This window comes from Mycobacterium sp. NBC_00419 (assembly GCF_036023875.1).
Classification (GTDB): Bacteria; Actinomycetota; Actinomycetes; order Mycobacteriales; family Mycobacteriaceae; genus Mycobacterium.
Window position 1 is genome coordinate 3,784,387 of sequence record NZ_CP107931.1, and the last position, 16,771, is coordinate 3,801,157.

Annotated in this window: 19 protein-coding genes; 16 read left to right on the top strand and 3 right to left on the bottom strand. The window is 66.3% G+C overall.

The window, feature by feature from the left end; genetic code table 11:
• Positions 1 to 11: 11 nt before the first annotated feature.
• The 3 genes from OG976_RS17990 to OG976_RS18000 all read left to right on the top strand — a co-directional run bounded on the left by OG976_RS17990 (position 12) and on the right by OG976_RS18000 (position 2,429).
• Positions 12 to 659, top strand: coding sequence for a dihydrofolate reductase family protein (locus tag OG976_RS17990; protein WP_328351496.1), 648 nt, complete (start codon positions 12 to 14; stop codon positions 657 to 659).
• Positions 660 to 798: 139 nt separating this feature from the next.
• Positions 799 to 1,554, top strand: a complete 756-nt coding sequence (locus OG976_RS17995; RefSeq protein WP_328351499.1) for a deoxyribonuclease IV — start codon at positions 799 to 801, stop codon at positions 1,552 to 1,554.
• 2 nt (positions 1,555 to 1,556) lie between these two features.
• Positions 1,557 to 2,429, top strand: coding sequence for an extracellular catalytic domain type 1 short-chain-length polyhydroxyalkanoate depolymerase (locus tag OG976_RS18000; protein ID WP_328351502.1), 873 nt, complete (start codon positions 1,557 to 1,559; stop codon positions 2,427 to 2,429).
• Here OG976_RS18000 and OG976_RS18005 read toward each other — a convergent pair.
• Entirely contained in the window at positions 2,426 to 2,776 is a 351-nt protein-coding gene (locus OG976_RS18005) for a cupin domain-containing protein (RefSeq protein WP_328351505.1), read from the bottom strand. The genes OG976_RS18000 and OG976_RS18005 overlap by 4 nt on opposite strands.
• 50 nt (positions 2,777 to 2,826) lie before the next feature.
• Here OG976_RS18005 and OG976_RS18010 point away from each other — a divergent pair, with 50 nt between their 5' ends.
• The 4 genes from OG976_RS18010 to OG976_RS18025 all read left to right on the top strand — a co-directional run bounded on the left by OG976_RS18010 (position 2,827) and on the right by OG976_RS18025 (position 6,962).
• Positions 2,827 to 4,455, top strand: a complete 1,629-nt coding sequence (locus OG976_RS18010; protein WP_328351508.1) for an acyl-CoA dehydrogenase family protein — start codon at positions 2,827 to 2,829, stop codon at positions 4,453 to 4,455.
• Positions 4,456 to 4,543: 88 nt separating this feature from the next.
• Positions 4,544 to 5,455, top strand: coding sequence for a crotonase/enoyl-CoA hydratase family protein (locus OG976_RS18015; protein ID WP_328351510.1), 912 nt, complete (start codon positions 4,544 to 4,546; stop codon positions 5,453 to 5,455).
• Positions 5,456 to 5,478: 23 nt separating this feature from the next.
• Entirely contained in the window at positions 5,479 to 6,192 is a 714-nt protein-coding gene (locus tag OG976_RS18020) for a PaaX family transcriptional regulator C-terminal domain-containing protein (RefSeq protein WP_328363723.1), read from the top strand.
• A complete protein-coding gene (locus tag OG976_RS18025; protein WP_328351512.1) occupies positions 6,189 to 6,962 on the top strand; it encodes a crotonase/enoyl-CoA hydratase family protein in 774 nt (257 codons plus the stop codon). The genes OG976_RS18020 and OG976_RS18025 overlap by 4 nt, the downstream gene beginning before the upstream one ends.
• 10 nt (positions 6,963 to 6,972) lie before the next feature.
• Here OG976_RS18025 and OG976_RS18030 read toward each other — a convergent pair whose 3' ends face one another.
• Positions 6,973 to 7,377 carry a DUF3060 domain-containing protein gene (locus OG976_RS18030; RefSeq protein WP_328351515.1) on the bottom strand — a complete coding sequence of 135 codons (405 nt, stop codon included), beginning with the start codon at positions 7,375 to 7,377 and terminating at the stop codon, positions 6,973 to 6,975.
• A 121-nt stretch (positions 7,378 to 7,498) separates the two neighbouring features.
• Here OG976_RS18030 and OG976_RS18035 point away from each other — a divergent pair, with 121 nt between their 5' ends.
• From OG976_RS18035 to OG976_RS18070, 8 genes are all read left to right on the top strand, one after another.
• Entirely contained in the window at positions 7,499 to 8,131 is a 633-nt protein-coding gene (locus tag OG976_RS18035) for a TetR/AcrR family transcriptional regulator (RefSeq protein ID WP_328351518.1), read from the top strand.
• A gap of 316 nt (positions 8,132 to 8,447) precedes the next feature.
• Positions 8,448 to 8,822 carry a 30S ribosomal protein S12 gene (gene rpsL / locus OG976_RS18040; protein WP_036343468.1) on the top strand — a complete coding sequence of 125 codons (375 nt, stop codon included), beginning with the start codon at positions 8,448 to 8,450 and terminating at the stop codon, positions 8,820 to 8,822.
• The gene (rpsG, locus tag OG976_RS18045; protein WP_328351527.1) at positions 8,822 to 9,292 is read left to right on the top strand and encodes a 30S ribosomal protein S7; all 471 of its coding nucleotides are present in this window, start codon (positions 8,822 to 8,824) and stop codon (positions 9,290 to 9,292) included. Before rpsL ends, rpsG begins: the two co-directional genes overlap by 1 nt.
• A gap of 89 nt (positions 9,293 to 9,381) precedes the next feature.
• A complete protein-coding gene (gene fusA / locus OG976_RS18050; RefSeq protein ID WP_328351530.1) occupies positions 9,382 to 11,484 on the top strand; it encodes an elongation factor G in 2,103 nt (700 codons plus the stop codon).
• Positions 11,485 to 11,575: 91 nt separating this feature from the next.
• Positions 11,576 to 12,766 carry an elongation factor Tu gene (tuf, locus tag OG976_RS18055; protein WP_328351533.1) on the top strand — a complete coding sequence of 397 codons (1,191 nt, stop codon included), beginning with the start codon at positions 11,576 to 11,578 and terminating at the stop codon, positions 12,764 to 12,766.
• Positions 12,767 to 12,903: 137 nt separating this feature from the next.
• Positions 12,904 to 13,179, top strand: coding sequence for a hypothetical protein (locus OG976_RS18060; RefSeq protein WP_328351536.1), 276 nt, complete (start codon positions 12,904 to 12,906; stop codon positions 13,177 to 13,179).
• A 75-nt stretch (positions 13,180 to 13,254) separates the two neighbouring features.
• Positions 13,255 to 14,103, top strand: a complete 849-nt coding sequence (locus tag OG976_RS18065) for an SHOCT domain-containing protein (RefSeq protein WP_328351539.1) — start codon at positions 13,255 to 13,257, stop codon at positions 14,101 to 14,103.
• Between the two features lie 49 nt (positions 14,104 to 14,152).
• A complete protein-coding gene (locus OG976_RS18070) occupies positions 14,153 to 15,400 on the top strand; it encodes an arginine deiminase (protein ID WP_328351542.1) in 1,248 nt (415 codons plus the stop codon).
• A 45-nt stretch (positions 15,401 to 15,445) separates the two neighbouring features.
• Here OG976_RS18070 and OG976_RS18075 read toward each other — a convergent pair whose 3' ends face one another.
• On the bottom strand, positions 15,446 to 15,808 hold the full coding sequence (locus OG976_RS18075) for a DUF2834 domain-containing protein (RefSeq protein ID WP_328351545.1): 363 nt from the start codon (positions 15,806 to 15,808) through the stop codon (positions 15,446 to 15,448).
• Positions 15,809 to 15,913: 105 nt separating this feature from the next.
• On the opposite strand from OG976_RS18075, the gene OG976_RS18080 reads away from it, so the two are divergent.
• The gene (locus tag OG976_RS18080) at positions 15,914 to 16,768 is read left to right on the top strand and encodes a mycofactocin-coupled SDR family oxidoreductase (RefSeq protein WP_328351548.1); all 855 of its coding nucleotides are present in this window, start codon (positions 15,914 to 15,916) and stop codon (positions 16,766 to 16,768) included.
• Positions 16,769 to 16,771: the final 3 nt, after the last annotated feature.

Sequence of the window (16,771 nt, forward strand, 5' to 3'; positions counted from 1 at the left end):
CGGAGGAACTCGTGACCCAATTGCTCAGAGTGCAGAACTTCACCGTTTCGGGCGACGGCTTCGGGGCTGGACTCAACCAGAGCCTCGAGCGCCCGTTCGGTGATGCCGACCCCGGCATGATGATGGCCTGGGCCGGCGCGACGGCAAGCTGGCCCAATCGCACCAAGCCCGGCGGGAGCCGAGGTCTCGACGACTACTTCACCCGCGACTTCACTCACAACATCGGCGCCGAAATCATGGGCCGCAACAAGTTCGGGCCTCAGCGCGGCCAGTGGCGCGATCACGAGTGGCAGGGCTGGTGGGGTGAGCAGCCGCCGTTTCATACACCGGTGTTTGTTCTGACCCATTACGAGCGTCCGTCCTTCACGCTGTCGGACACGACGTTCCACTTCGTCTCGGGTGCTCCTGCGACGGTTCTCGAGCAGGCCAAGCGGTCAGCTGGCGGCAAGGACGTCCGCCTCGGTGGCGGGGTGTCGACCGTCAAAGAGTTCCTCGACGCAGATCTGGTCGACACCCTGCACGTCGCGGTCACCCCGGCCGTGCACATCGGCGCCGGAGAGCGATTGTGGGAGTCCCCGGACGAGCTCGATGACCGCTACTGTCACGAGGTTGTGCCCAGCGCCAGTGGGGTGACTCATCACCTCTTCTGGCGACACTGAGTCAGCGGGTGAGAAATGCCACGAGCAGGCGCAAAATCGCACTGACTGAGCCAATTTCGTGCGAGTTTGCGTCTGCTCGCGGCACGGGGCCCGTTCTGCGGGGAGGCGGCCGTGTCCGTACCCGCCTAGACTGGCCGACGTGCTCATCGGTTCCCACGTCCGCTCCGACAACCCGTTGGTGGGTGCGCTGCATGACGATGCCGACGCGGTGCAGTTCTTCCTGGGCGACCCGCAGAGCTGGAAGAAGCCCAAGCCGCGCGAGGACGCCGACGTGCTGCGGCGCTCGCCGATCCCGCTCTACGTGCATGCGCCCTATCTGATCAACGTCGCCTCGGCCAACAACCGGGTACGTATCCCGTCGCGCAAGATCCTGCAGGACACCTGCGACGCCGCCGCCGAGGTCGGTGCGACGGCGGTGATCGTGCACGGCGGTCACGCCGACGACAACGACATGGAGGCCGGTTTCGAGCGCTGGGTCAAAGCCTTGGCGCAGCTCGAGACCGAGGTGCCGGTGTATCTGGAGAACACCGCCGGCGGCGACCACGCGATGGCCCGCCATTTCGACACCATCGGCCGGCTGTGGGACCACATCGGTGACACCGGAATCGGGTTCTGCCTGGACACTTGCCACGCCTGGGCTGCCGGCGAGGAGCTGATCGACGCCGTCGAGCGAATCAAGGCGATCACCGGGCGCATCGACCTGGTGCACTGCAACGACTCCCGCGACGCCAAGGGCTCCGGCGCCGACCGGCACGCGAATTTCGGTACCGGACAGATCGATCCGCAGCTGTTGGTCGCGGTGGTCACCACCGCCGGCGCACCGGTTATCTGTGAGACGGCCGACGAGGGCCGCAAGAACGACATCGCCTTCCTCCGCGACAACGTCTCGGGCTGAGCGTGCGGACCCGAGTCACCGCGCTACTAGGGGTCCTACTACTCGTCGCAGCCTGCGCGCCGTCCGGATTCGCCGCACCGGCCCCGTTCACCCCGGGAGCCACCGCGCACACGATCACCGTCGGCGGCGTCGACCGCAGCTACCGGCTGTATCTGCCCGCCGGGCTGCCACCGGCCGCGCCGCTGGTGGTCATGCTGCACGGTGGTTTCGGAAGCGCCGCGCAGGCCGAACGGACCTACGGCTGGAATGACCTGGCCGACTCGGCGAAATTCGTGGTGGCTTATCCCGACGGGCTCGGCCGGGCCTGGAACGCCGGAACCGCCGGGCCGCCGACATCGGATAGCGCTGGCAACTGTTGCGGGCGCTCGAGCCGCGACGACGTCGACGACGTCGGCTTCATCACCGCCGCGGTACGCGACATCGCCGGCAACATCGCCATCGACCCCAGCCGGATCTACGCCACTGGCATCAGCAACGGCGGCATGATGGCCTACAAACTCGCCTGCAACACAGCGGTTTTCGCCGCCATCGGCCCGGACTCGGCGACCCAGCTCGACAGCTGCCCGGCGCCGTCTCCGACGTCGGTCGTGCACATCCATGGCACCGCCGATCCGGTGGTCCGCTACGGCGGCCAGCCCGGTCAGGGCTTCGCCCGCATCGACGGTCCGGCCGTACCGGAGGTCAACGCCTTCTGGCGTGGCATCGATCGGTGTGCGCCACCGGTGATGACGGTCGACGGGGCGCTGACGACCTCGGCCGCCGACTGCCCGGACAGGCGAAGCGTCGAGCTGATCACGGTGGCCGGCGGCGGGCACGAATGGCCGGCCTTCGCGACGCAGATGATCTGGGATTTCTTCGCCGCGCACCCGCGCTAGCCGGTCAGATACACCTTGCGCAGCGTCTCGGTGACCGTCCACACGGTGCGAGCGCCTTCGGCCAGCCGAACCACGTCACCGGGGCCCAGCGTCAACGGGGGAGTGCCGTCGTCGAACTCGACGCTCGCCGCTCCGGACAACACGACGAACACCTCGTCGGCCTCGACGTCGCTCATGACTCCCGGCGTCATCTCCCACACGCCGACTTCGAGTCCGCCGAAGCTCCCGAGTTCTGCGACACCGGTGTGCGGCGCACCACCCAGCGACTGCTCGGCCGGCACCGGCTCGTGCTCGAGCCACTGGGTGGACGCATGGACGGCGGCATTCGGCTTCACGGCAAGCAGCATGCCATATTACGTATCTTGTGCGACTGTCCAGAAGATGTAACAGTGGGGATATGTCGGACACCCATGTCGTCACCAATCAAGTCCCGCCGCTGGTCGATCACAATCCGGCTGATTCGCCGGTGCTGGTCGAGGCTCTGATCCGCGAAGGCGGCCAATGGGGTCTGGACGAGGTCACCGAACTCGGGGCGCTCTCGGGGAGCGCCCAGGCCCAGCGCTGGGGTGACCTGGCCGACCGCAACCGGCCCGTCCTGCACACCCATGACCGTTACGGCCATCGGGTCGACGAGATCGAATACGACCCCGCCTACCACGAATTGATGCGCACGGCGATCGGGCACGGACTGCACGGCGCCCCGTGGGCCGACCCACGTCCCGGCGCTCACGTGGTCCGCGCCGCGAAGATGTCGGTGTGGACGCCCGAACCCGGCCACGTGTGTCCGATCTCGATGACCTATGCCGTCGTGCCCGCACTGCGTCACAACCCGGATCTGGCCGCCGTCTACGAGCCGCTGCTCACCAGCCGCGAATACGACCCGGAGCTCACGGTGCCCGCGTCCAAGGCCGGGATCATCGCCGGGATGTCCATGACCGAAAAGCAGGGCGGGTCCGACGTTCGGGCCGGCACCACTCAGGCGGTGCCCAACGGTGACGGCAGCCACCGGGTCACCGGCCACAAGTGGTTCACGTCGGCGGCGATGAGCGACATCTTCCTGGTGCTCGCCCAGGCGCCGGGCGGGCTGAGCTGTTTCATGCTGCCCCGCGTCCTGCCGGACGGCACCCGCAACCGGATGTTCATCCAGCGGCTCAAGAACAAGCTGGGTAATCACGCCAACGCCTCCAGCGAGGTGGAGTACGACGGCGCCCACGCCTGGCTGGTCGGCGAGGAGGGCCGTGGCGTGCCGACCATCATCGAGATGGTCAACCTCACCCGGCTGGACTGCACACTGGGCAGCGCCACCTCTATGCGCAGCGGCCTGACCCGGGCCGTTCACCACGCTGCGCATCGAAAGGCGTTCGGCGCCTACCTGATCGATCAACCCTTGATGCGAAATGTGCTGGCCGATCTCGCGGTCGAGGCGGAGGCGGCCACCATCGTGGCGATGCGGATGGCCGGTGCCACCGACGGTGCGGTTCGCGGTGACGAACGCGAGACGCTGCTGCGCCGCATCGGCCTGGCGGCTGCCAAGTACTGGGTGTGTAAGCGGGCCACCCCGCACGCCGGTGAGGCCATGGAATGCCTGGGCGGCAACGGGTACGCCGAGGACTCCGGCATGCCGCGGCTCTACCGTGAGGCGCCGCTGATGGGCATCTGGGAGGGTTCGGGCAACGTCAGCGCGCTGGATACCTTGCGCGCCATGGCAACCCGGCCGGAGTGCGTGGCGGTTCTGTTCGACGAACTCGGTACCACCGCAGGCCAGGATGCCCGCCTCGACGTCCACGTCGCCACCCTGCGGGCCGAGCTGCACGACACCGACGCCGTGGAGTACCGGGCCCGCAAGGTCGCCGAGGACATCTGTCTGGCACTGCAGGGTTCGCTGCTGGTGCGCCATGGCCATCCCGCAGTCGCCGAGGCGTTCCTGGCCACCCGGATGGGCGGCAACTGGGGCGGCGCATTCGGCACCCTGCCCACCGGGCTGGACCTCGCGCCTATCCTCGAGCGCTGCTTGGTGAAGGGATGACGTCGGGTCCTCGAGTGTGCGGTGTGATACGCCCTCCAAGGCGTGTTGCGTACGAAATCGCACACTCGGCCGGGTGTCGGAGGGCGTCATGAGCGAAACCCTCAAGACGATGACCTACGAGGTCACCGACCGGGTCGCCCGAATCACCTTCAACCGCCCCGAAAAAGGCAATGCGATCATCGCAGAGACCCCGCTGGAGCTGGCTGCGCTGGTCGAGCGGGCCGACCTCGATCCGAATGTGCACGTGATTCTGGTGTCCGGCCGTGGCGACGGCTTCTGTGCGGGTTTCGACCTGAGCGCCTACGCCGACGGCACCGGATCGGCAGGCGGCTCCGACCGCGCGGGCACCGTGCTCGACGGTAGGACACAGGCCGTCAACCACCTGCCGAACCAGCCCTGGGACCCGATGGTCGACTACCAGATGATGAGCCGGTTCGTGCGCGGCTTCGCCAGCCTGATGCATGCCGACAAGCCCACGGTGGTCAAGATTCACGGTTACTGCGTCGCCGGCGGCACCGACATCGCATTGCACGCCGACCAGGTGATCGCCGCCGCCGACGCCAAGATCGGCTACCCCCCGACCCGGGTGTGGGGCGTACCCGCGGCCGGCCTGTGGGCACACCGGCTGGGCGACCAGCGCGCCAAACGCCTTCTGCTGACCGGTGATTGCATCACCGGCGCGCAAGCTGCCGAATGGGGGCTCGCCGTCGAGGCACCGGATCCAGCCGATCTCGACGAGCGCACCGAACGCCTCGTCGCGCGCATCGCGGCGGTCCCGGTCAACCAGTTGATCATGGTCAAGCTCGCCATGAACGCCGCGCTCTACCAGCAGGGCGTGGCGACCAGCCGGATGGTCAGCACCGTCTTCGACGGCATCGCCCGGCACACCCCGGAGGGTCACGCATTCGTCGCCGACGCCCGCGAACACGGCTTCCGGGAGGCGGTGCGCCACCGCGACGAGCCGCTCGGCGACCACGGCCGCCGCACATCCGGGGTGTGAGCGTGACGCAGTCGCTATCCCGGATGACCGCGCGCTCAGTGGTGCTCTCGGTCATGCTCGGCGCCCACCCGGCGTGGGCAACCTCAGCCGAATTACTCCGTCTGACATCAGATTTCGGGATTCGTGAGCAGACGCTACGGGTGGCCCTGACGCGGATGGTCGGTGCCGGTGACCTGGTGCGTTCCGAAGACGGATATCGGCTCTCCGACCGGCTGCTGGCCCGGCAGCGCAGGCAGGACGACGCGCTCGACCCTCGCACCCGGGAGTGGGACGGAACCTGGACCACTCTGGTGATCACCGCCGTCGGCATGGACGCCCGCGCCCGCGCGTCGCTGCGAAATGCTCTGCAGAGCAACCGGTTTGGGGAACTCAGGGAAGGGGTGTGGCTGCGGCCGGACAATCTCGACCATCATCTGCCCGCCGAGATCGTCGACAGGACGCGGATTCTTCGTGCCCACGATGGCGACCCGGGGCAGCTTGCCGTGCGACTGTGGGATCTCGATGTCTGGTCGGCCACCGGCCGTCAGTTGCTCGGCGACATGGCGGCCGCCGATGACATTCCGGCACGCTTCGTCGCGGCCGCGGCCATGGTGCGCCACCTGCTCACCGATCCGGTGCTTCCCGAGGAACTGCTACCGCCGGACTGGCCCGGCGCTGCACTTCGCAAGAGCTATGCGGATTTCGCCGCCGAACTGGTGGCGCGGCGCGACGAGGGACGATTGGTGGAGGCGAAATGACAGGCGCGGCATCTGGTGTGCGAGTAGAGCGCAATGGCGCGGTGACGACGGTGGTCCTGGACCGCCCGCACGCCCGCAACGCCGTCGACGGACCCACGGCCATGGCGCTGCACGACGCCTTCGAGCAGTTCGACAACGACGACACCGCATCAGTGGCGGTGCTCTGGGGTGATAACGGAACATTTTGTGCCGGAGCCGATCTCAAGGCCATCGGCACCGCCGATTCCAACCCTACCCACCGCGACGGACCCGGTCCGATGGGGCCCAGCCGGATGGCGCTGTCCAAACCTGTGATCGCCGCGGTGAGCGGCTACGCGGTGGCCGGTGGCCTGGAGCTGGCGTTGTGGTGCGACATGCGGGTCGCCGAGGAGGACGCCGTGTTCGGGGTGTTCTGCCGACGCTGGGGGGTGCCGCTCATCGACGGCGGCACAGTCCGGCTGCCGCGGCTCATCGGACACAGCCGGGCCATGGACCTGATCCTGACCGGCCGGGCGGTCCACGCCGACGAGGCGCTGGCGATCGGCCTGGCCAACCGGGTGGTCCCCAAGGGTCAGGCCCGGCAGGCCGCCGAGGAGCTGGCGGCCGAACTGGCGGCCCTACCGCAGGGATGTCTGCGGGCTGACCGGCTCTCGGCCATTCACCAGTGGGGTCAATCCGAAGCCGAGGCCATGGACGTCGAGTTCGGCAGCCTGTCCCGGGTGGCCGCAGAATCCCTCGCCGGCGCCGCTCGCTTCGCCAAGGGCGAAGGGCGACACGGCGCCAAAGCGTGAGCGGCCCGGATCAGCCCTTGTTGATGGTGTTCCCGGTGCCGAGGTTGTTGACCTTCGGCTCGCCGCCCTTGTAGGTGACGGTGTTGTTGAGCCCGACGACCGACAGCTCGTTGCCGATCTTGTCGAACACGATCTTGTTGTCCGCACCGCCGATGTTCACCGACGCGCAGGAGCCCTTGACCGTCAGCGTGTTGTTCGACCCGCCGACGTTGAGCGACTTGCCGTCAGCGCAGTCGAGTTCGGTCGTGGTGCCGAACGAGCCGTAATTGATGGTGTTGCCGACCTCGACCTGGGCACCCGATTTGCCCGCCGTCGCGGTGGGTGAGGTGCTGTCGGTGCTGTTGGATCCGCAGCCGGCCAGGACCATCGCCGCGGCGAGTGCTCCGATTCCGGCGACCAGGGTGGGGGTGTGCATCCGGTGCTACTTCCTAACTGATGTCGTCGTCCACGATCACTCCTCGACGGTTGGAGCCTACGTGGAGGTCTCCACGTCAACTACAGTTCTTTTGCTGATCAGACAACTGAAGGGCGAACGCATGACTAGACCACCGGAATCGGCGGGCGGTCGGTCGCGCGCCGGAGTCCGGTCGTCGGCGCGTTCGGCCAAGCTCAGTCGCGAGGTCATCGTCAACTCCGCGCTGAACTTCTTGGACCGTGAGGGGTGGGACGCGCTCACGATCAACGCGCTGGCCACCCAGCTCGGCACCAAGGGTCCGTCGCTCTACAACCACGTTCACAGCCTCGAGGACCTGCGCCGCACCGTGCGCATGCACGTCATCGACGACATCCTGCAGATGCTGAGCACGGTCGGGCAGGGCCGCACCCGCGACGACGCGGTGATGGCGATGGCCAGTGCCTACCGCAGCTACGCCCACCACCACCCCGGCCGCTATTCGGCCTTCACCCGGATGCCGCTGGAAGGCGACGATCCTGAGTTCACCGCCGCCTCGCACGCCGCGGCCGCCCCGGTCATCGAGGTTTTGGCGTCTTACGGACTCGCAGGTGAGGACGCCTACTACGCATCACTGGAGTTCTGGGCCGCCCTGCACGGGTTCGTGCTCCTGGAGATGACCGGCGTCATGAACGAGGTCGACACCGACGCGGTGTTCTCCGATATGGTGCTCCGGCTGGCGGTCGGGATGGCGCACCGCAAGGGTGCCACCGGCTGACGCAGTTCAGGGGAGTTCGGGAACCAGTGCCGACATTCCCGCGTTGACCTGCGGTAAGGCCCTCGAAAAGCCCCGTACACCGAGTTTGGAGGGCTGTGCCGAGCCTGGTATTGTGGGAGCTCGTGCCTGGCCAATAGGGGCGCAAGCGGGGACGCATGCGCGCACGCCGGGCAAATTCGCATGTCCAGTATGCATCGGATTCTCACCGGTGCTCGGTGCGTGCGACACGCCCGGTCGCGGGGTACGCGGCGGGGTGATAACTGCAGTACAGAGACTTGAAGAACGCCGAAAGATGACGAGAGTAGAAAGCCGGTAGATGCCAACCATTCAGCAGCTGGTCCGCAAGGGTCGCACCGACAAGGTCGCGAAGGTGAAGACCGCGGCCCTCAAGGGCAGCCCGCAGCGCCGCGGCGTGTGCACTCGCGTGTACACGACCACCCCGAAGAAGCCGAACTCGGCGCTTCGCAAGGTCGCGCGCGTGAAGCTGACGACCGGCGTCGAGGTGACCGCCTACATCCCCGGTGAGGGCCACAACCTGCAGGAGCACTCCATGGTGCTGGTGCGCGGTGGTCGTGTGAAGGACCTCCCCGGCGTCCGCTACAAGATCATCCGCGGCTCGCTGGACACCCAGGGTGTCAAGAACCGCAAGCAGGCACGCAGCCGTTACGGCGCGAAGAAGGAGAAGAGCTAATGCCGCGCAAGGGCCCCGCTCCCAAGCGTCCCCTCGTCAACGACCCGGTGTACGGGTCGCAGCTGGTCACCCAGCTGGTCAACAAGGTTCTTCTGGACGGGAAGAAATCGCTGGCCGAACGCATCGTCTACGGTGCGCTCGAGCAGGCCCGCGACAAGACCGGCACCGACCCGGTCGTGACCCTCAAGCGCGCCATGGACAACGTCAAGCCGGCCCTCGAGGTGCGTAGCCGCCGCGTCGGTGGCGCCACCTACCAGGTGCCCGTCGAGGTTCGTCCCGAGCGGTCGACCACGCTGGCCCTGCGCTGGCTGGTCAGCTTCTCCAAGCAGCGCCGCGAGAAGACCATGATCGAGCGGCTGGCCAACGAGATCCTCGACGCCAGCAATGGCCTGGGTGCCGCCGTCAAGCGACGCGAAGACACCCACAAGATGGCCGAGGCGAACCGGGCCTTCGCGCACTACCGCTGGTGACACCGGGCGCCCGGCCGCAGGGCTGGACGCCTCGGCGCACCGGGCGCAACTGACAGTAATCACGCAAGCGAAAGAGTGGGAAGACTTCTGTGGCACAGGACGTGCTGACTGACCTGAACAAGGTCCGCAACATCGGGATCATGGCGCACATCGACGCCGGCAAGACCACGACGACTGAGCGCATCCTCTACTACACGGGGATCAGCTACAAGATCGGCGAGGTCCACGACGGCGCCGCCACGATGGACTGGATGGAGCAGGAGCAGGAGCGGGGTATCACCATCACCTCGGCTGCTACCACCTGCTTCTGGAACGACAACCAGATCAACATCATCGACACCCCCGGTCACGTCGACTTCACCGTCGAGGTGGAGCGCAGCCTTCGTGTGCTCGACGGCGCCGTTGCCGTATTCGACGGCAAGGAAGGCGTTGAGCCGCAGTCCGAGCAGGTCTGGCGGCAGGCCGACAAGTACGACGTCCCGCGCATCTGCTTCGTCAACAAGATGGACAAGCTGGGCGCCGACTTCTACTTCTCGGTGCAGACCATGAAGGACCGCCTCGGCGCGAATGTTGTCCCGATCCAGCTCCCGATCGGCTCCGAGGGTGACTTCGAGGGCGTCGTCGACCTGGTCGAGATGAAGGCCAAGGTCTGGCGCGGCGAGACGAAGCTCGGCGAGAAGTATGACGTCGTCGACATCCCGGCCGATCTGCAGGAGAAGGCCGAGGAGTATCGCACCGCGATGATCGAGGCCATCGCCGAAACCGATGACGACCTCATGGAGAAGTATCTGGGCGGCGAAGAGCTCACGATCGCCGAGATCAAGTCCGGTCTGCGCAAGCTGACCGTCACCAGCGCCGGCTATCCGGTGTTGTGCGGTTCGGCGTTCAAGAACAAGGGCGTGCAGCCCATGCTCGACGCGGTCATCGACTACCTGCCGACCCCGCTGGACGTCGCGGCTGCCGAAGGTCACCGCCCGGGCAAGGAAGACGAGATCGTCTTGCGCAAGCCGTCGGCGGACGAGCCGTTCTCCGGGCTGGCATTCAAGGTCGCCACCCACCCGTTCTTCGGCAAGCTGACCTACGTCCGGGTGTACTCGGGCAAGGTCGACTCCGGTGCGCAGGTCATCAACTCGACCAAGGGCAAGAAGGAGCGGCTGGGCAAGCTGTTCCAGATGCACTCCAACAAGGAGAACCCGGTCGAGACGGCGTCCGCCGGCCACATCTACGCAGTGATCGGCCTGAAGGACACCACCACCGGTGACACCCTGAGTGATCTGAACGACCAGGTTGTGCTGGAATCGATGACCTTCCCGGACCCGGTTATCCAGGTTGCCATCGAGCCCAAGACCAAGAGCGACCAGGAGAAGCTGTCCCTGGCGATCCAGAAGCTGGCCGAAGAGGATCCCACCTTCAAGGTCAACCAGGACCACGAGACCGGCCAGACCATCATCGGTGGCATGGGCGAGCTGCACCTGGACATCCTGGTGGATCGCATGCGCCGCGAATTCAAGGTCGAGGCCAACGTCGGCAAGCCGCAGGTGGCCTACAAGGAGACCATCAAGCGCGCGGTCGACAAGGTCGAGTTCACCCACAAGAAGCAGACCGGTGGTTCCGGCCAGTTCGCGAAGGTCCTCATCGCCATCGAGCCGTTCACCGGCGAGGACGGCGCGACCTACGAGTTCGAGAACAAGGTCACCGGCGGTCGCATCCCCCGCGAGTACATCCCGTCGGTGGACGCCGGTGCGCAGGACGCCATGCAGTACGGCGTGCTGGCCGGCTACCCGCTGGTGAACCTGAAGGTCATCCTGCTCGACGGCGCCTACCATGACGTCGACTCGTCGGAAATGGCGTTCAAGATCGCCGGTTCGCAGGTGCTGAAGAAGGCTGCCGCGCAGGCGCAGCCGGTCATCCTGGAACCGATCATGGCCGTCGAGGTCACCACACCCGAGGACTACATGGGTGATGTGATCGGCGACCTGAACTCCCGCCGTGGTCAGATCCAGGCCATGGAGGAGCGCAGCGGTGCGCGCGTCGTCAGGGCGCAGGTTCCGCTGTCGGAGATGTTCGGCTACGTCGGCGACCTGAGGTCGAAGACGCAGGGCCGGGCGAACTACTCCATGGTGTTCGACTCGTACGCCGAAGTTCCGGCGAACGTGTCGAAGGAGATCATCGCTAAGGCGACGGGTCAGTAGTAGAAGAAAGCCTGGCTCGCCGACCTGGCGGACCACAACCGAAAACAACAAACTGCTTTAACAGCACCAACAAGTCCAGGAGGACAGAGAAGTGGCGAAGGCGAAGTTCGAGCGGACGAAGCCGCACGTCAACATCGGGACCATCGGTCACGTTGACCACGGCAAGACCACGCTGACAGCAGCGATCACCAAGGTTCTGCACGACAAGTACCCCGATTTGAACGAGTCGCGTGCATTCGATCAGATCGACAATGCGCCCGAAGAGCGTCAGCGCGGTATCACCATCAACATCTCGCATGTTGAGTACCAGACCGAGAAGCGTCACTACGCACACGTCGACGCCCCCGGCCACGCTGACTACATCAAGAACATGATCACCGGTGCCGCCCAGATGGACGGCGCAATCCTGGTGGTCGCCGCCACCGACGGCCCGATGCCGCAGACCCGCGAGCACGTGCTCCTGGCCCGCCAGGTCGGCGTCCCCTACATCCTGGTGGCGCTGAACAAGGCCGACATGGTCGACGACGAAGAGCTCCTCGAGCTCGTCGAGCTGGAGGTCCGCGAACTGCTGGCCGCCCAGGAATTCGACGAGGACGCCCCGGTCATCCGGGTCTCCGCGCTCAAGGCCCTCGAGGGCGACGAGAAGTGGGTCAAGAGCGTCGAAGAGCTCATGGACGCCGTCGACGAGTCGATCCCGGACCCGGTCCGCGACACCGACAAGCCGTTCCTGATGCCCGTTGAGGACGTCTTCACCATCACCGGCCGCGGCACCGTGGTCACCGGTCGCGTCGAGCGTGGCGTGATCAACGTGAACGAGGAAGTCGAGATCGTCGGCATTCGCCCGGGTGTCACCAAGACCACGGTCACCGGCGTCGAGATGTTCCGCAAGCTGCTCGACCAGGGCCAGGCCGGCGACAACGTCGGTCTGCTGGTTCGTGGCGTCAAGCGCGAGGACGTCGAGCGCGGCCAGGTCATCGTGAAGCCCGGTACCACCACGCCGCACACCGAGTTCGAGGGCAGCGTCTACATCCTGTCCAAGGACGAGGGCGGCCGGCACACGCCGTTCTTCAACAACTACCGTCCGCAGTTCTACTTCCGCACCACGGACGTGACCGGCGTGGTGACGCTGCCGGAGGGCACCGAGATGGTGATGCCCGGTGACAACACCGACATCTCCGTCAAGCTGATCCAGCCCGTCGCCATGGACGAGGGTCTGCGCTTCGCGATCCGCGAAGGCGGCCGTACCGTCGGCGCCGGCCGGGTTACCAAGATCAACAAGTAGGCTCCGCCTACCAATGGTCTGAGTACCTAGTACCAGCTAAGCGAAAGCGGCGCTCACCTTCGGGTGGGCGCCGTTTTCGTATTTCGGATATGTACCGGGTGCTACGCTGCGGCAACTCTCGAAGTGGGGGAGACGAGGTGGACGACGACGTCCGGGAGCGGATCTACTCGGTGCCGGTCATGATCGGCGGCGCGGGCCTGGTTGCCGTGCTGACGGCGATCGTCTCGGCGGTCGTGATGGTCAGCGCCTCCAGTGTCGACGCCGTCCACCGCCGGGCCCCGCTCGCCATCCCCACCGCCACAACGGTATTCGCGCGTCCCGCGTCACCTGCCCCGGCGGCTCCGGTCGAGCCGAAGGCCATGTTCGGCGAACTGCCGCCGATGCCGGCGCTGGGGCAACTTCTGGCCCCCTAGTTGTCGGGCGGCAGCAAAGCCCTCGAAGCCGCTGCGATGGCGTTAATCTGTCTCCGAACAGGGAGGCACCGCGACATGTTGGCGCGCTACATCAAGGCACAGCTCATGGTTCTGCTGTGCGGCGGGCTGGTCGGCCCGATCTTCCTCATCGTCTATTTCGCGCTGGGTCCGATGGCGCAGCCCTACCTCAACTGGATGTTCTGGGTGGGACTTCTCATCACCGCGGCCGATGTGCTGGTCGCCCTGTGGCTGACCAGCGCGGGCACCAAGAAGGCGGCCAGCCATGAGCAGCTGTCCCACAGCGGTGTTCTCACCCTGGTCCAGATCAACGGAATCTCCGACACCTCCTGGTTCGTCAACGACCAGCAGATGATCAAGGTCAACCTGCACTTCGAGGTCCCCGGCTATCCCGGCTTCGACGCGCAGGAAACCATGGCATCCAGCCCGGCCCGGATGCAGATCATCAACGCCCATCACCTGGTGGCGCTCGTCGATCCCGCCACCCAGAAGTACGAAATCGACTGGAATGCAAGCGCATTGATCGCCGGAGTGGTTCCGGCCCAGTTCTCCTCGGCCAGTGACAACCGAACATACGACCTGCGCGGCCAGGTCGGTCCGCTCATGGGAATCCTGCAGATTCTGCGGGCCAACGGCATTCCGATGGACGGCACCATCGACATCCGGTCCAATCCCGTCGTCCGTCAGCAGGTGATGGATATCGTTCGACGGGCCGCGGCCGGCCATCCGGCCGCTGCCGCCCCGGCTGCGCCGGTCGCGCCCCCGATGCCTGCGCCGTTCATGCCGCAGCCACCGGAGCCGACGACCGCGCAGCGGTTGCAGGAGCTCGAGACCTTGCGTGCGACCGGCACCATCACCGACGCGGAGTACACCGCCAAGCGTCAGCAGATCCTGTCCGAACTCTGACAGCGCCCTCCGAAGGTCGATGCAGCTCTAGGCGAAGGGAACTGTCGCAATGTCTCAACCGTCCGCCGGCTATGGCGTGCACTCCGAGGTGGGTCAACTACACAAGGTGCTGGTCTGTTCGCCCGGGCTGGCCCACGAGCGTCTCACCCCGTCCAACTGCGACGACCTGTTGTTCGACGACGTGCTTTGGGTGCAGAACGCCCGCCGCGATCACTATGACTTCGTCTCCAAGATGGCTGACCGCGGTGTGGAGGTCGTCGAACTGCACGACATCCTGGCCGAGACCATGCGCATTCCGGCGGCCAAGACCTGGCTGCTGGATCGGGAGATCGTGCCCAACGAAGTCGGGTTGGGTCTCGTCGACGAGACGCGTGCGTATCTGGAGTCGTTGGAGCCCAGGCAGCTTGCCGCGTTCCTGATCGGCGGGATGTCCACCCGGGATCTGCCCACCGAGCTCGGGTCGGGGTTCCGCGAAATGGCCGGCGAGGCGACGGGGGTGACCGAATACCTGCTGCCGCCGCTGCCCAATACGCTCTATACCCGCGACACCACCTGCTGGATCTACGGCGGCCTCACGCTGAACCCGTTGTTCTGGCCGGCCCGTCACGACGAGACGATGCTGATGAAGGCGATCTACGAGTTCCACCCCGACTTCGTCGGTTCCAGGGTGTGGTGGGGTGACCCCGAAAAGTCTTGGGGGATGGCCACTATCGAAGGCGGCGACGTCCTGGTGCCCGGCAACGGCGTGGTGCTGATCGGCATGAGCGAGCGCACCTCACGCCAGGCCATCACCCAGGTGGCTGCGACGTTGTTCGCCGAGGGCGGTGCGCAGAAGGTCATCGTCGCCGGTATGCCGAAGCTGCGTGCCGCAATGCATCTGGACACCGTGTTCACCTTCGCCGACCGCGATGTGGTGACGATCTATCCCGACATCGTCGACAACATCCAGACGTTCACGCTGGTGCCCAGCGATGCCGCACCAGGCCTCGAGGTCATCGCGGCGACCAAGCCGTTCGTGGAGGTGGTGGCCGACTCGCTCGGGCTGCCCGAGTTGCGGGTGGTCGAGACGGGTGGCTCGGCGTATGACTCCGAGCGTCAGCAGTGGGACAGCGGCAACAACCTGGTCGCCGTGTCACCGGGGGTGGTGTTCGCCTACGACCGCAACACCCACACCAACTCGCTGCTGCGCAAGGCCGGCATCGAGGTGATCACCATCGTCGGGGCCGAGTTGGGCCGCGGACGCGGCGGCGGCCATTGCATGACGTGTCCCATCATTCGCGACGGCATCGACTACTGACTCAGCTCGGCCTTCGAGTGCGCGGTGTCATCCGCGACACGCCGGTCAGGGCGTATGGGGATTCACGCTCGCGGCGGCGGCAGCCAGTGTGCGCTCGCGGGCGATCAGGAACAGCGGGAACGTCACGCTGATCGCGATGAGCATCCCGCCGATGATGTAGGCCCAGACGTAGGGGATGCGGTACTTGCGGGCCTCGATCACCATCCAGATCGTCGCCGCCAGGGCGAACAACACGATGTCGATGGTGATGGACCGCGATGCCGCGGTCACCCACGTGTCGGATAGGAAGTCCGCCAGGAAGCCGCCCGGACTGCCGAAGTAGGCCACATTCTGACTCCATGTGCCGACCAGTGCCACGGCGGCGATGACCGCGTAGACACCACACAGAATCTTCCGGTTCGTCGTCATTGCATCCTCCTGGTATCGGGCTGTGCCAACCGTATCCGCAGGGGATCTAGAACACGTTCCAATTGGCTTTGCTAGCCTGACGTGGGCTGATCGAAAGGACCACTGATGGTTGCAGGGATGGGCACCCTCGAAGGACGAGTGGCATTCGTGACGGGCGCCGCGCGGGGGCAGGGCCGTGCCCACGCGGTGCGGCTGGCTCGGGAAGGCGCCGACGTGATCGTCTCCGACGTCTGCGCGACGGTCTCCGACACCATTCCGTACCCAGGCACCACTGCCGAGGACCTGGCCGAGACCGTGCGGCTGGTGGAAGCCGAGGGCCGCAAGGTGCTGGCCCGTGAGGTCGACGTCCGTGACGACGACGCCGTGCGCCAGCTGGTGGCCGACGGCGTGGAGCAGTTCGGCCGGCTCGACATCCTGGTCGCCAACGCGGGGGTGCTGTCCTGGGGCCGGCTGTGGGAGCTCACCGACGAACAGTGGAACACCGTCATCGACACCAACCTCACCGGCACCTGGCGCACCCTGCGCGCGGTGGTCCCGGCGATGATCGAGGCGGGCAACGGCGGGTCCATCATCGTGGTCAGCTCGTCGGCGGGCTTGAAGGCGACTCCGGGCAACAGCCACTACGCCGCCTCCAAGCACGGGCTCACGGCGCTGACGAACTCGCTGGCGCTGGAGGCCGGTGAGTACGGCATCCGGGTCAACTCCATCCATCCCTACTCGGTGGCCACCCCGATGACCGAAAACGACGCCATGCTCGGCGTTTTCGGTGCGCACGGGAGCTACCTCAACGCTTTCGCGCCGATGCCGTACCTCCCGGTCGGCCAGAGCGCGACCGGCAAGCGGTCGGACTTCATGAGCGTCGACGAGGTCGCCGATGTGGTGGTCTGGCTGGCCGGGGACAACTCCGCGACGCTGTCCGGGTCGCAGATCAGCGTCGACCGCGGCGTGATGAAGTACTAGACC